The organism is Clostridium sp. FP2 (genome assembly GCF_011065955.2).
Classification (GTDB): Bacteria; Bacillota; Clostridia; order Clostridiales; family Clostridiaceae; genus Clostridium_AD; species Clostridium_AD tagluense.
The window spans coordinates 2,703,125-2,716,844 of record NZ_JAAMNI020000001.1; the positions used below are offsets into that span (position 1 = coordinate 2,703,125).

At 29.9% G+C, this 13,720-nt stretch carries 14 protein-coding genes and 1 pseudogene; all 15 read left to right on the forward strand.

All coding sequences use genetic code 11. From position 1 onward, the window contains the following. Positions 1-11 precede the first annotated feature (11 nt). Complete coding sequence (locus G9F71_RS12905; protein ID WP_164951551.1) at positions 12-746, forward strand: IS1595 family transposase; 735 nt, start codon at positions 12-14, stop codon at positions 744-746. A 143-nt stretch (positions 747-889) separates the two neighbouring features. Further along, on the forward strand, positions 890-1,303 hold the full coding sequence (locus G9F71_RS12910) for a hypothetical protein (protein WP_164951550.1): 414 nt from the start codon (positions 890-892) through the stop codon (positions 1,301-1,303). Between the two features lie 260 nt (positions 1,304-1,563). After that, positions 1,564-2,124 (forward strand): GNAT family N-acetyltransferase, encoded by a 561-nt coding sequence (locus G9F71_RS12915; protein ID WP_164947286.1) that lies wholly within the window; start codon positions 1,564-1,566, stop codon positions 2,122-2,124. Between the two features lie 197 nt (positions 2,125-2,321). After that, positions 2,322-3,266, forward strand: a complete 945-nt coding sequence (locus G9F71_RS12920) for an NAD-dependent epimerase/dehydratase family protein (RefSeq protein ID WP_164951549.1) — start codon at positions 2,322-2,324, stop codon at positions 3,264-3,266. Positions 3,267-3,414: 148 nt separating this feature from the next. Next, the gene (locus tag G9F71_RS12925; protein ID WP_164951548.1) at positions 3,415-4,398 is read left to right on the forward strand and encodes a M23 family metallopeptidase; all 984 of its coding nucleotides are present in this window, start codon (positions 3,415-3,417) and stop codon (positions 4,396-4,398) included. 334 nt (positions 4,399-4,732) lie between these two features. Next, a pseudogene (locus G9F71_RS12930) lies at positions 4,733-5,244 on the forward strand (GrpB family protein). A gap of 187 nt (positions 5,245-5,431) precedes the next feature. Then, on the forward strand, positions 5,432-6,007 hold the full coding sequence (locus tag G9F71_RS12935) for a uridine kinase (RefSeq protein WP_164951547.1): 576 nt from the start codon (positions 5,432-5,434) through the stop codon (positions 6,005-6,007). Positions 6,008-6,427: 420 nt separating this feature from the next. Continuing rightward, positions 6,428-6,811 (forward strand): DUF4111 domain-containing protein, encoded by a 384-nt coding sequence (locus G9F71_RS12940; RefSeq protein WP_164951546.1) that lies wholly within the window; start codon positions 6,428-6,430, stop codon positions 6,809-6,811. A 204-nt stretch (positions 6,812-7,015) separates the two neighbouring features. After that, positions 7,016-7,408 (forward strand): GNAT family N-acetyltransferase, encoded by a 393-nt coding sequence (locus G9F71_RS12945; protein ID WP_164951545.1) that lies wholly within the window; start codon positions 7,016-7,018, stop codon positions 7,406-7,408. A 494-nt stretch (positions 7,409-7,902) separates the two neighbouring features. Further along, positions 7,903-8,250: a serine hydrolase domain-containing protein gene (locus tag G9F71_RS12950; RefSeq protein ID WP_164951544.1), complete on the forward strand. Its 348-nt coding sequence runs from the start codon at positions 7,903-7,905 to the stop codon at positions 8,248-8,250. Positions 8,251-8,260: 10 nt separating this feature from the next. After that, entirely contained in the window at positions 8,261-8,713 is a 453-nt protein-coding gene (locus tag G9F71_RS12955) for a hypothetical protein (RefSeq protein ID WP_224626378.1), read from the forward strand. Then, on the forward strand, positions 8,631-9,413 hold the full coding sequence (locus G9F71_RS12960) for a hypothetical protein (protein WP_164951542.1): 783 nt from the start codon (positions 8,631-8,633) through the stop codon (positions 9,411-9,413). The genes G9F71_RS12955 and G9F71_RS12960 overlap by 83 nt, the downstream gene beginning before the upstream one ends. Positions 9,414-9,866: 453 nt before the next feature. Beyond that, a complete protein-coding gene (locus G9F71_RS12970; protein WP_224626380.1) occupies positions 9,867-10,994 on the forward strand; it encodes an alpha/beta hydrolase-fold protein in 1,128 nt (375 codons plus the stop codon). 237 nt (positions 10,995-11,231) lie between these two features. Next, the gene (locus G9F71_RS12975) at positions 11,232-12,272 is read left to right on the forward strand and encodes a D-alanine--D-alanine ligase (protein ID WP_164951541.1); all 1,041 of its coding nucleotides are present in this window, start codon (positions 11,232-11,234) and stop codon (positions 12,270-12,272) included. 525 nt (positions 12,273-12,797) lie between these two features. Next, a complete protein-coding gene (locus tag G9F71_RS12980) occupies positions 12,798-13,424 on the forward strand; it encodes a histidine phosphatase family protein (RefSeq protein WP_164951540.1) in 627 nt (208 codons plus the stop codon). Positions 13,425-13,720 lie beyond the last annotated feature (296 nt).

Genomic DNA, 13,720 nt, shown 5'->3' on the forward strand with positions numbered 1-13,720 from the left:
GAGGTCTTATTATGCCGAGTGTATACTCTGTAAAAAAGGATTTAGAAGCGTTAGGAACAACAGGACAAGAAGAAATATTAGCCTACCTTGAAGAAGTTATTGTATTAGGTTCATTTGCTACTGAGGTTACAAACGAAGATAGGTTTTCCAAGGGAAAGGTCTGCCCTTGCTGTGGATATGATAAAGTATCAAGATATGGAAAGTTCAAAGGTAAACAAAGATATATATGCAAGTCATGCCGAAAGACCTTCACTGACTTTACACGTTCACCATGCTACAATAGCAAAAAATACATTAAAAAGTGGATATTATATTCTAAATGTATGATTAATGGTTATTCCATAAGGAAATGTGTAGAGATAGTTGAGATTAGTGTACCTACATCTTTTTATTGGAGGCATAAGTTTTTAGATGCTATCAGAGTATATATGGGTGTTGGTCATGTTGGTGGAGTTATAGAAGTTGACGAGGCATTTTTTAGGGAGTCATTTAAAGGAAATCATAAGAAAAGCACCACTTTTATAATGCCACGAGAACCTCATAGACGTGGAGTTAAGAGCAACATGAGTAGTCCGCTTGAAAAAAGAAAAAGAGGTATATCAAAACAGCAAGTTTGTGCACTATGTGCGATTGATAGGGTAGGAAACATTGTGACAGAGTTAATCTGTAACGGTAGAATGAAGCATACAGAAGGATACTGTAAAAAGCAAATATTTATTAGTCCAGTCACACAAGTCTCATTCTGATACAAAATTAAAGGATTTTAAAATTAGAGAAGCAATTTATATATAATTATGTTAAATATTTGAATAATCATATTAATATGTTGTATAATTTAATGAGGATATAATATGGCGGAGTAATTTATTTATGAAAGGTGGCGTAAATATTGAAAAAATTTATTGGTATAATCATTTATACTATTTTAGTTTTGACAACTGTTGCTTGTAATAGCAACAATACTAATAAATTAGTTTATGCAGGGAAAGGGAATGAATGGGAAGCCAGTGTTGAATATAACACAGGTGGAACTTGTAAAACCCTTATAAAATACTTAGGTAATGACAAAAAACCTATGGAAATTAAATTTGTAACAGAGTGGATATCAGGAAATACAAGTAACGGAATAGGTGAATATACTGAAAGTCATGATAAAGTTGGTGGATTAATTATACAAACTGACAACGATGATAAAATAAATGGAAACATAAAAAAATATAAGAATAAAGATAGTTTAAAAGTGGAAATTGAATGGAATAACAAAAAAGAACAAATTGTTTTGATAAAACAAACTACTTCATAATACTCGTAAAATGTAAATTAAAGGAAGTTATAATGACTTCCTTTAAAAATTGTCATATTAACAACATCGTGCTTAAACATAGTCTAATTTATTGAGATAAACGGAATTAATGGTTAAAAGGAGGATTAAGACTTAGAAAAATTTATATCTATGTATAGACACATATGTTTGAATATTACATCTATTTACACCAACTGCAACGGCATTATCATTTATAATTAAGGCGAAATAAGAGGTATTTATAAAAAGGAGTAATAAAAATGTTAACGCATAAGGGTACACAGCAAATAGAAACTGAAAGGCTTATATTGCGTAGATTTAAACTGAGTGATGCGGAATATATGTATAAGAATTGGGCAACTGATAGTGAAGTTTTTAAATTTTTTAGCAAGGATCCTCATAGCGAATTGAGTGAAACAGAGCAAGTTGTTAAAGACTGGATTAATACTTATGCATATGATAATTGCTACAATTGGGCAATTGAATTAAAAGAAATTGGTGAAATAATTGGTCAAATTTCTCTAATGAGTTTGAAGGATAAATACTACTCATGTGATGTTGCATACAATATAGGCAGGTTATTCTGGGGAAAAGGGATTACGGTGGAAGCTTTAAAAGCTGTTATCATCTATATGATTAAAGAGATTGGTATAAACAGAATAGAAGCTAAACATAACACTCTAAATCCAGCGTCAGGTAGGGTGATGCAAAAGGCTGGAATGAAGTTTGAGGGCATTATGAGGCAGGTAAAAATCAATAAGAATGGATGTTTTTATGACTTAGCATTGTATTCCATACTGAAATCTGATTTAAATGCATAGTATGGTATTTAACTATTGTGTAGTACAGAATAACATTTATCACTATATCGGAATATTATTCTAATGCAATCTATATATATGTTATCATTCTACTGCCAGCAAGGCACATTTTTTCACTAAGCGCGTCTTGCTAAGGTTCATGAACGTTGTCAAAAGCAATGTTAAGAGTAATTTTTTATTAAAGAGGAGAATAAAGTATGAAATTTTTAGTCATGGGTGGAACTGAATTTGTAAGCAGTTCATTGACAAAATATTTGATATCAAAAGGATATATCGTGGATATATTTACAAGAGGGATTAAGCCTCTTAAATATGATGGAATTAGAAAACATTTAAAAGGTGATAGAAAATCAATTGAAGATTTAAAAGTAAATATTTCAAATGAAAGATATGACTATATTTTTGACACCTCAGCATATGAAATGAAAGATATGCAAAAATTAATTGGAATTTTAAATAAAGAGAATTTAAAAAGATATGTATTTTGCAGTTCTGGGTCAGTGTATATACCTTCAGATGAGATGGTTACAGAAGAATTTACACGAGGTGAAAATGCAAATTGGGGAAGCTATGGATTAGATAAAAAGAAAGCTGAAGACTATTTATTAGGACTATGGAAAGATGGAAAATTTCCTATAACTATATTTAGACCAACTTACATATATGGACAAGATAATAATTTATATAGAGAAACCTATTTGTTTGATAGGGTAACCAAGGGGTTAGATGTTCCTATACCAAATGGAAATCAAGAGACACAATTTGTATATATAAGCGATTTAGTTAAAATATTTGAAAGTGCTATACATAAAGATAAAACAGTAGGACAAGCATATAATGTAACTCATCCCGAGTTAGTAACTTGGCAACAGTTAGTTGAAACAACTATGAAGGTAGTGAATAGAAAAGTAAATATAAAGAAAGTGGATAATAGAAAAATAAATATAAGTGCAAGAGAATATTTTCCTTTTAGGAATGTTACATATTTGTTAGATACAAAAAAAGCTGAAGCAGATGGATTATATATGCCACAAATTGATTTATACCAGGGATTAGAACTAGCATATAAATGGTATTGTAAAGCTAAGCCAGAATTAAAAGATGCAAAAATGAATAAAATTCATTTAGCGTTAGAAATATAGAAAAGACTACGCACCGGATATTTTAGTTCCGCTAATAAAAAAGTGATAGTACGCATTTATTCTAGTAAGGTTTTGCGTATTAACATAGAACTCACCTTAAGACCATGGTAAAAAATATATATATTTAAACTTTGAAAGGATGTAGAATATGAAAGTAAATCGTATAACAGCTTTAGCTTTCTTTTTTATGAGTATAATAGTAATACCTTTATTTTTTTTAGGATGGATTCTAATTGGACAAGATAGCAGTAAATTAATATGGTTAATGAAGATAGTAATTTGTGGTTTATATATGCTACTAATCTTTATTATAGGTTATTGGGGCTTTATTTGTTACTATTTAAGGTATTTATTTGGAATTTTATATGTTATAGTTTCTGTTTTATCAATTTCAGATATGGCAACACTACCGTTTATATACGAAGAAAATGTTACAAAGTTTGTATATAATAATGGATTTTTTATTTTTATTTACTTGTTGGTTACAGGTATCATGATACATTTTATAATAAAGTCAATAACTGCAGTATCTTACAATGGGACTGCAATAAGTCTTGCGTTTCCTTTTAAAAGTGGAAGATATTATGTATTTGAAGGTGGCAATAGCAAAAAATGTAGTTTGATTAACTATCATTTTGCCGGTTCTTCGCATACAAAAAATAATGTTAATAAGTCAATGCAATATGCCACAGATATTGTGAAACTTAATTCTATTGGAAGTTTTGCGAAAAATATATTGCCAAAACAAATAGAAAAATATGCTATATATAAAGAAGCTATATATAGCCCTTGTAATGGAACAATTATTGAAGTAGTAGACAATAGAGATACTGAGGAGCCTTTTTCAGGCAACCATCCATACAATGTGGGTAACAACATCGTTATTCAGAGTAAAGGAATAAATATTGTAATTGGACATATTCAAAGGGATAGTATAAAAGTAAAAGTTGGAGATTTTGTAAATGAAGGTCAACATATAGCTAATGTAGGTAATTCCGGTCTTACTGAATTTCCTCATCTTCATATTCAAGCTATGAAAGTGGTCGAAGGTTCAATATGGAGTGGAGAAGGAATACCAATTCTATTTGATGGTAAGTTCTTGGTTAAAAACACATTGATTACAAAAATATAAACAACATTTGATTGTATTCATATGTATTTTTTTTATATTATTCAATAAGAAGTTGAAGGGTAAGAGATATCAATTAAAATAAGCGAAGAACATATCTCATCAGATAACAAAAAATTTCCATTCAGCTTGGCTTGAAAAGATAGCCAAGCTACAACTGCGAAGTAAGCGAAGTCTCGCTAAGCTTCTCAGCGTTGGGAAATAGTAACGTTATGCATAATTTTAGATAAACAGAGTGACAGCTTAAAAGTTTTTAAATTTGATTTTATTGAGACATTGTTGTGAACTTTTACAAAGTAAAGAATATTTATATTAGCTTTATATTGGAGGTAACCAAATGAAAACAAAAAGAGTTATTGTTGTTCCATATGATTCTAGATGGAATAATGAATTTCAAAAAATAAAATTGTATTTAGAAAAAGCACTTGAAAACAGTGTTCTTGCAATTGAACATGTAGGAAGCACTTCGATAGAAGGGTTACCCGCTAAACCAATTATAGATATAGATGTTATTATTGAAAGCTATGATACATTTAAAGATGTTAAATCTCGTCTGAAAAATTCAGGCTATTATCATGAAGGAGATTTAGGAATAAAAATAGAGAAGCTTTTGGATATAGTGAAAAGCATGAGTTTATGACTCATCATTTATACGTTTGCCCACGAGATTCAGAGGAGTTAAAAAGGCACATTGCTTTTCGAAATTATTTGAGAACACACAAGGAAGATAGGGAAAAATATAGTGTAATTAAATTACAAGCAGCAATAAAGTATCCAACAGATATCGATAGTTATATAGAAACTAAAAGTCCTTGTATTACTGAAATTTATAAGAAATGTGGGTTATGAGAATTAGCATTAAGATGTGGAATTAACGAATATAAAATACGAAGATGGGGATCAACCTTTGAAATCAAACAATATTTTGAAGAAAAAATTGGAAAGTAAATCTACAGTTTATTGCATAATGTAAGAAAAAATACATTTAGTTCATAATTTTCGTATATTATTCACTAAGGAGTTGATGGGTAAGAGAATGAATAAAATTTTAAATAAAATTGAAAAAGTTAATTTGTTAAAAGCCTTTTGTATAGTTGCCATTGATGGTTGTAGTGGAGCAGGAAAGAGTACTTTAGCAGAGTATATTGGTTTAAAGTATGTTGGTGTCCAAATAATACACATGGATGATTTCTATAAACCGTCTAGTAAAAGGGTACAGGGTAGAATATGTGATAAAGAAGTGGCAGCGGATTATGATATCAAAAGATTAAATCAACAGGTTATTAATATGATTATTAGTGGAAAGGAATCAAAATATCAAAAGTATGATTGGGTATTAGATAAGTTATCAGAATGGCATACAGTCCAACCTAATAGACTAATTATAGTTGAAGGTGTCTACTCTCTAAGTAATGAATTATTTAGTAAATATGACATTAAGATATTTGTAGAATGTAATAGAAAAATCCGTTTAAAGAGAGGATTAGAAAGAGATGGTTCAAATGCCCTTGACTTTTGGGAACAGTGGATGAATGAAGAGGATAAATATCTTCATGAACAAAAACCACAAGATAGGGCTGATTTTATAATTTCAGGAGAAGAAAAATATTAATATAGTTTAAACTTAGCAGTACATAAGTATGCATATTTATATTTTTCATATATTCCACCACAATTATTATGTAGTATGAACCATAAGCACGGATTACTGGATTAGGTCTTTCTCTAAGTATAGTTGCTAAAACGACCCATAACAAAATGTTGCCGTCCGCCTTGGCTGGTGGACTATTTTTATATAGCAATGTGTAATTTTATGACTTATAATGTATATATAGGTTGCCGGTTAACCCATCGCCAAGGTATATTCCCCCACCCAAGTGCAGTCGCACTAGGTAGGGGAATGTCGGCAACACGATATTTTAAGTGAACTGCAATATTTATTAAATACTTTCTCCGCTTCAAGAATCCCACACAATTTATTTTTCATTTTTCAAATGCTCATAAAGAAAAATATCAACATGATTATAGTTACATGTGTGAAAACGGAGAAGATCTCGATTTGGCTGCGCACATTACAATTACTATTTCAAGAGGTATTTGTGTTTTTGGAAAACCAATAAATGATATATTTGAGCCTGTTCCGCCAAGATATTACTTAGAATCAATCATAAATGATGTTGTAAATGCAAAAGAAGAAATACTCGATTCACCTATATATATTATCCTTAACCTTTGTAGAGTTTTATATTATCTTAAAGAAGGAGCAATATATTCTAAAAAAGAGGGTGGAGAGTGGGCATATTCTAATGTTCCTATCCAATATGCTGAAATTATAAAAGAAGCTTTATTATCCTATAAAAATGCAAAATCAATGATAAAGGAAATCAATTCAAGTTATAACCTTTTGACTTCATGACATTTATTTTATACGGATTAAATCACCTCCTGGGGAGCTGAAATTAACGACTTCAGAAGGAGATTTACCCTCTTGTAGACCTCTGGAGCAGATAACAATTACCAATCTATGAGAAATTATCTTACGCGGTTAGTGATTTTTAGCTATTCAATATAAAGGAAAAGCCATGTTTTTTAAAATTAAGCGAGGGAAGGAAGTTATACTATGATTATGTATCATGCAGATAAAAAAGTTGATTATGAAAAGTTAAAAACTTTATTTAATGAGGTGGGATGGAATGATAAAACTGAGGATATTAATAGATTAAAAGCCATGGTAGAAAATTCTCAAATAGTAGTTACCGCATGGGATGAAGAAATAATGGTTGGATTTGCCAGGTGTACAACTGATTATGTATTTAATGGACAAATAAATAATGTAGTAGTTGATTCGAAATACAGAAGAAAAGGTATTGGTAAGGTTTTAATAAATAAGATAGTAGATAGTAGCAAACAAGTTACCTACATGTTAAGGGGAAGTATCAGAAATGAGGACTTCTATAGAATTTTAGGTTTCGAAGATGGTCCAATATCTTTGATTTATAAACGCAAAAATTAAGATAAATAAAAGTTAAGATAATATAGTTTGTTATTAAAGAGCTGTGGCACACTTTTCATATAAAACGTCACAAACAATAAAAGTTTGTGGCGTTTTTAGTTGTTATGGCGACACAACTACAAAATAAAATAATAAAATAATAAAATTAAGGGCACCGGAGAGGGTGTCTTTTTAATGCAAAAATGTATGGATAGCTGAGATATTTTTTATAAAAGGAAATAGAACAAGTGTGTAGGAAGTTTGTTGAAGAATAAGCAAAATGCGAATTAACTATTGAAAATGAAAGTACCAATAATACGGCGCTTAAAATGTAAGTATTTTTCATGTATAACAAAAAATACATGTGTTTTATGAGGTAATATGCTATAATTATCATTAGTTGGGTTAAAATTGTAAGTTATTATAAAGAAAAAAACAATTGAATCATAAATATTTTAAAGATATTAATGAAGCTTTAAGTTATGTGAAAAAATTAATCAGGGGTGAAAAATATAATGGCAACATTTAATATATTAACTAAAATTGATGAAATGTGTAAAAAGTATGATAGGAAGGACTATCCAGGGATCGCTATTGGAGTTGTTGAGAATGGTCAATTGATATTTTGCAAAGGGTATGGTGTGGCTAACTTAGACTATGACATCCCAATTGATGGGAATACCGTATTTCATGTTTGTTCTATTGCAAAACAATTTACAGCAACTTGTATCGCTTTGCTGATAGAAGAAGGGAAATTATCATTAGATCAAGATATCAAGAGTATATTTCCTCAGCTTAAGGATTGTGGTAATAAAATTACGATATCTAACTTACTTCCAATATGCAGAAGAGCATATATTTAAACCATTAGGTATGAATAATACTTTTATCAGAGATGATCGTACAAAAATCATTAAAAATAGAGCATCTGGATATTCAAATTATGATTATGTGCATTTTAATGACAGTTATGAACGTTATTGTTCAATGCATGACACAATTTCCATTAATGAAGAGAATGTAGAAGTTGCTGGTGCTGGTCAGTTATGGACAACTGTACGCGATTTTTATTTATGGGATAAAAATTTTCATAATAATATTCTAGGAAAATCCTCAAAAGAATTTATAGAAGTATTGATAACATCTGGATTGTTAAATGATGGGGAAGAATGCGGATATGGTTGTGGCCTGTTCCTTGGCAAATTTTATGGTAATAAGTTAATACAGCATGGAGGATGTGCGGGTGGTTATAGTGCATATTATGCACTATTGCCAGAAAAGAAATTATGTGATTGTTTTTGGAAATCATACGGGTTTCTTTCATGATATTGATGTTTGTAATGAGGATGGCGGATTAACGCATGGTATTCTAAAATTATTAATTGGTTATGAGGATGAAAAAGCCAGTGAGGACGAGAATGAGTCAGCTGAAACAAATATCAATCAAGTGGAATTTGATTTGGACTTATCAGGAAAATATATGGATCCAATCAGTAGTTGCATATGGAACATAAGAAAAAAGAAGGATACTTACTATGTAGACGATTATTTAGGAAATAGTACTAAAATTTTTTATTATGGTGATGGTGTTTTTAAATCAGTGGATAAAAGCAAAACATATACAGTAGTAGAAAATAATAAACATATACCAGAGGGTATTCAGTTACACAGCGGAAAAGTTGACAGAACGTTTTATCCTTTCTGTGGAGAAAAAATCGATAATTCTGAGTTAAAGGTATACGAGGGAAGCTATTATTGTGAAAAACTTGGCGTCTCATATAATGTTATGGTTGATAACCAAAAATTATTTATAAGTAATGAGAATCGCCATAATAATGCGTTGGATTTATATTATACACCAGCAATCAGAGATACTTTTATAAGTGCACCTAATAATTATATTCCTTATCATTGCACGACTTTCAGTAGAGACGCTAATAATGAAATAGTATCATTTTCATATCGAGATGACGAAGAAACTTTACGAGAAAATTTTGTATTTGTGAAGATGGGAATCAACTTTTGAAATTAAACAATATTTTGAGAAAAAGATTGGAAAGTCAATTTACAGTTCATTGCCGAATGTAAGAGAAAATACATTTATTTCGTAATTTTTGTATATTATTCAATAAGGAGTTGATGGATAAGAGAATGAACATCCTAGGAAAATGATCATTAGATAAAGAGTTCCCTGGCTATTCTTATTATGAAATTGATAATCCTAATATTAATTGTACATACCTCGGTTTTAAGGTAAATTATGAACTTATAAAAATGTAAAAATACTTTCTATAAATATAATTTCAACTATAAAATATTTCCATTCGCCTTTGGTAGTGGACTATTTTTATATAGTAATGTGTAAATTTGCGAGGAGGAAAAGATTTACTATGGAAAAAACTTTGTTAAAGAGTAAAATAATTATGAAGTTAGAAGAAAAATTTCAGCAAGTAAATAATCAGGCGATGGAAGAATTTTTGTGGCAAATAAAAATAACGGTACTCCATTAATAGAGAAATTAGATTGTGATCTTGAAAATGACTTAGTTACCTTTGTTTATAAAGCTGATGAAGAATATGAAAATGTAGTGTTTATACCTCCAGTAGGATTGGAAAATTTATTAGAGAACAAAATGGAAAGACTTAAGAAAACAAATTTGTGGCATATAACTTATAAGGTGAGAAATGATGTGCGTTTTAGATATTATTTTTCTGCAAACGATTCATTTGATGATGATTGGGAGAAACGATTTGAAAATTTAGCATATGATAGATTCAATAGAAATATAACAATTTTTAAAGATGATAAGGGAAAAGAAGATAAGTTAAGATCTTATTCAGTAATGTTAAACGCGGAGGAACATATCTGGGTTAAAGAAAGAAATAACGTGCCTAAAGGAAAGTTAGAGGAACATAAATTTAAAAGTGAAAATTTAGAAAATCCTCGTAGAATTAGAATTTACACACCTCATGAATATAGTCAAAAGAATAAACCTTATGGATTTCTAGTTTTGACTGATGGCGATGAGTACATTAATGTTCTATCCGCAGTACAATTATTGGACAATTTAATAGCTGATAAAAAGATACCACCTATAATTGTAATATTCATTGATTCAACTGAGACTAGGGTTGAAGAATTAAAGTGTAGTACTGCATTTACAGATATTATAGTTATAGAGTTAATTCCATGGGTTAGAGATAAGTACAACATTTCAAATAAAGCAGATGAAGCTATAATTGGAGGACTAAGTTTAGGTGGATTAACAGCAACTTATTTAGGATTAAAACATTCTGAAATCTTTGGAAAGGTACTTTCTCAGTCTGGTTCTTATTGGTATAAGCCGGAAGGCTTTGAATGTGATGACAGTAATTGTTGGATGAGTAATCAATTTAAAGCAATAGGTAAATTACCGCTTAAGTTTTACTTAAATGTAGGGGTTCTTGAAACTAAAGATAGAATGATTGATACAAATATAAACTTAAGAGATGTGCTAATATTCAAAGGATATACTGTTGCCTTTGAAGAATTTAAAAGTGGACATGATTATTTGTGTTGGGGAGAGACTTTGGCTAATGGCTTAATTTCACTTATTGGAATGAAATAGAACATTTTTCGTTTTAAATACTTAGTAAAAAAGCGGAAATAAGGTAGCACTTTGGGAACTTAATAAAAGACTTGGTAAGAAAATTTAATTATTAAAACGAAAACATTCTTATATTGTTGGACAATTGTAAACTATGTGTCACAAGTATATTTTTTTATAAATTCTTTTAAAAAACATATTTCAGAAAAAAAATTCTTTTTATCAAAGTTAAAAATAAATATTTTATGAGGTGAAGTTGTGAAAATTGTGGTACTTGCAGGTGGATTAAGTCCAGAAAGAGATGTTTCATTATCTTCTGGAAGTCAAATTTCTAATGCTCTTAGAGAAGCTGGTCATAGTGTTTTATTATTAGATGTATATGAAGGTTTACTAGTAAGTGAAAGTGAATTTGAAAATTTATTTGAAGATAATATAACTGGAAAACCGTATTATTATAAGATTAAAAATACAGAGCCTGATTTAAATGAAATAAAGAAAAAAAGTAACAATGGGGATTCTCTTATAGGAAAAAATGTATTAGCACTTTGTCAGTTTGCTGATGTTGTTTTTATAGCACTACATGGCGCAATGGGTGAGAATGGTCAAATACAGGCAACTTTTGATGTAATGGGAATTAAATATACTGGGACTGGATATATCGGAAGCCTCCTTGCAATGGATAAAGATTTAACTAAGAAACTGTTACAAAAGGCAGGTATTCCTACAGCTCAATGGTTAATTTTCAATAAAAATTCAATATCAACAGAATATATTCTTGAAAGAATTGGGTTGCCGTGTGTAGTTAAACCTTGTAGTGCAGGATCGAGCATAGGGGTATCAATTGTTCATAATATTGAAGAGCTCGAAACAGCAATTACTATAGCTAACAAAATTGAATCAAGTATACTTATTGAAAAAATGATATTGGGTAGTGAGTTTTCTGTAGGTTTATTACAAGGTAAGGCATTGCCCGTAATAGAAATAATACCAAAAGAAGGATTCTATGATTACAAGAATAAATACCAAGCTGGATTAACTCAAGATATATGTCCTGCAACTCTTTCGGAATATGATACAAATAGAGTTCAAAATTTAGCGTTAAGAATATCTGAAATTTTACGACTAGGGACATATTCAAGAATGGATTTTATTTTAGATGGCAGTGGTGAATTTATATGTCTTGAAGCTAATACACTTCCGGGGATGACACCTACAAGTCTAATTCCACAAGAAGCTTTGGCTAGTGGTATTTCATATATAGAATTGTGTAATAATATTGTTACTGCTGTTATAAAATAACCTATATACAATATTACATAATATTGATATATGGTTAATGTGAAGTGGAGCATTTAATAAACGACATGCGTTGAATATTATTTTTCATATAAAAGTGTAGTATCATCTAACTCATTTAGTAGTAAATATATTGATTTAGCAAATAATATTAAGCTGGTTTATCAAGAGCCCGAAGTGTTTTCTAAATACCATGTTGTTTATCATGGCCAAAAGTATGGACATTATTTTTATTCCTCTAAGAATATCTAAGTCTAAGCAATACAACTTAGAGATAGAAGGGTTAAGTTCTATAACTTTTTTAGGAAAAGCTTTGTAGAAACATGAGAGCTCCAATTTTTAAGCATGAAATAATCCTCCTATTAAAACATGCCTTTAAGCGGAAGGTCGCAAAATTTCACAAACTTGTGAAGTGTTTTATGCAAAAAAAAGTGGGGGAATCAACAAAAATTAATGATACTAAAACTGAGTAAACAAAGGAGCTAAGGAGTTTCCGTGAACGCTCAATCTATACAAGGGAGGTAAAAGATGAGAAAAATCATACTAATTCAGCATTGCCAATCAGAACATCATATCAATAACTTGACAGGCGGGTGGACAGACACCCCGCTTACTGATTTAGGACGAAAACAGGCTAATTTGCTTGGTGCAAAATTGAAAAATGAAATAAGTACGGAAGAATATACCTTGTATTCATCAGATTTATTAAGAGCAAAACAAACGGCTGATATTATTGATAATTATTTAAACTTAGGAGTAATAGAAGATTTTGGACTAAGAGAAATTAATAATGGTATTGCAGCATGGAAAACAAAGGATTGGGTAAAAGAAAATGAAATTCCTATGCCAGAAGAAGGTTTTAATATAGACCATGAAGCATTTTTAGGTGGAGAGACTTGGAGACAGTTTTTTCTAAGAGTTAGCAAATGTATGGAAGATATTTATAATTTGAATCGAAAGAATTTAATTATTGTTACACATGGATGTGCTTTATCATACATAATAGCATGGTGGCTAAAATTAACACCAGAAATGTTAAATCATACAGTTTTTTCTGCTTCACCAGCAAGTATTTCTATGTTATTAGAAGGTAGGTTTAATCAAAGAGTATTAAGAATATTAAATGATACTTCACACTTGACTAAACTGTCTTAGTTAGCGCAGTTGTAATACTTTTTTTGATTTAGGTTTATTGGAAATTAATTATAAAAAAATATATTAGTTGCTTCTATGGTACTAATAATTATTACTGCTGTTTCTTTGTTCTATACTGTTAATACTATAGATTTTGAGTTCAAGACTGGCGCATATTTTTGTAAGATTGACTTGAAAATATAGCCAAGCTACACCTGCGAAACCAAGCGAAGTTTCACTAAGATTCTCAGCAGTGGGAATTAGAAACTTTAGTTGAAATTTTAGAGAAAAAGAGTAATTGATTAAGAGTTTTTAGA

Excerpts from the sequence above, each read along its gene's own strand:
- G9F71_RS12950 (WP_164951544.1), top strand. The coding sequence starts at position 7,903 with ATGGCAACATTTAATATATTAACTAAAATTGATGAAATGTGTAAAAAG.
- G9F71_RS12920 (WP_164951549.1), top strand. The coding sequence starts at position 2,322 with ATGAAATTTTTAGTCATGGGTGGAACTGAATTTGTAAGCAGTTCATTG.
- G9F71_RS12905 (WP_164951551.1), top strand. The coding sequence starts at position 12 with ATGCCGAGTGTATACTCTGTAAAAAAGGATTTAGAAGCGTTAGGAACA.
- G9F71_RS12940 (WP_164951546.1), top strand. The coding sequence starts at position 6,428 with ATGTGTGAAAACGGAGAAGATCTCGATTTGGCTGCGCACATTACAATT.
- G9F71_RS12935 (WP_164951547.1), top strand. The coding sequence starts at position 5,432 with ATGAATAAAATTTTAAATAAAATTGAAAAAGTTAATTTGTTAAAAGCC.
- G9F71_RS12925 (WP_164951548.1), top strand. The coding sequence starts at position 3,415 with ATGAAAGTAAATCGTATAACAGCTTTAGCTTTCTTTTTTATGAGTATA.
- G9F71_RS12980 (WP_164951540.1), top strand. The coding sequence starts at position 12,798 with ATGAGAAAAATCATACTAATTCAGCATTGCCAATCAGAACATCATATC.
- G9F71_RS12915 (WP_164947286.1), top strand. The coding sequence starts at position 1,564 with ATGTTAACGCATAAGGGTACACAGCAAATAGAAACTGAAAGGCTTATA.
- G9F71_RS12945 (WP_164951545.1), top strand. The coding sequence starts at position 7,016 with ATGATTATGTATCATGCAGATAAAAAAGTTGATTATGAAAAGTTAAAA.
- G9F71_RS12955 (WP_224626378.1), top strand. The coding sequence starts at position 8,261 with ATGAATAATACTTTTATCAGAGATGATCGTACAAAAATCATTAAAAAT.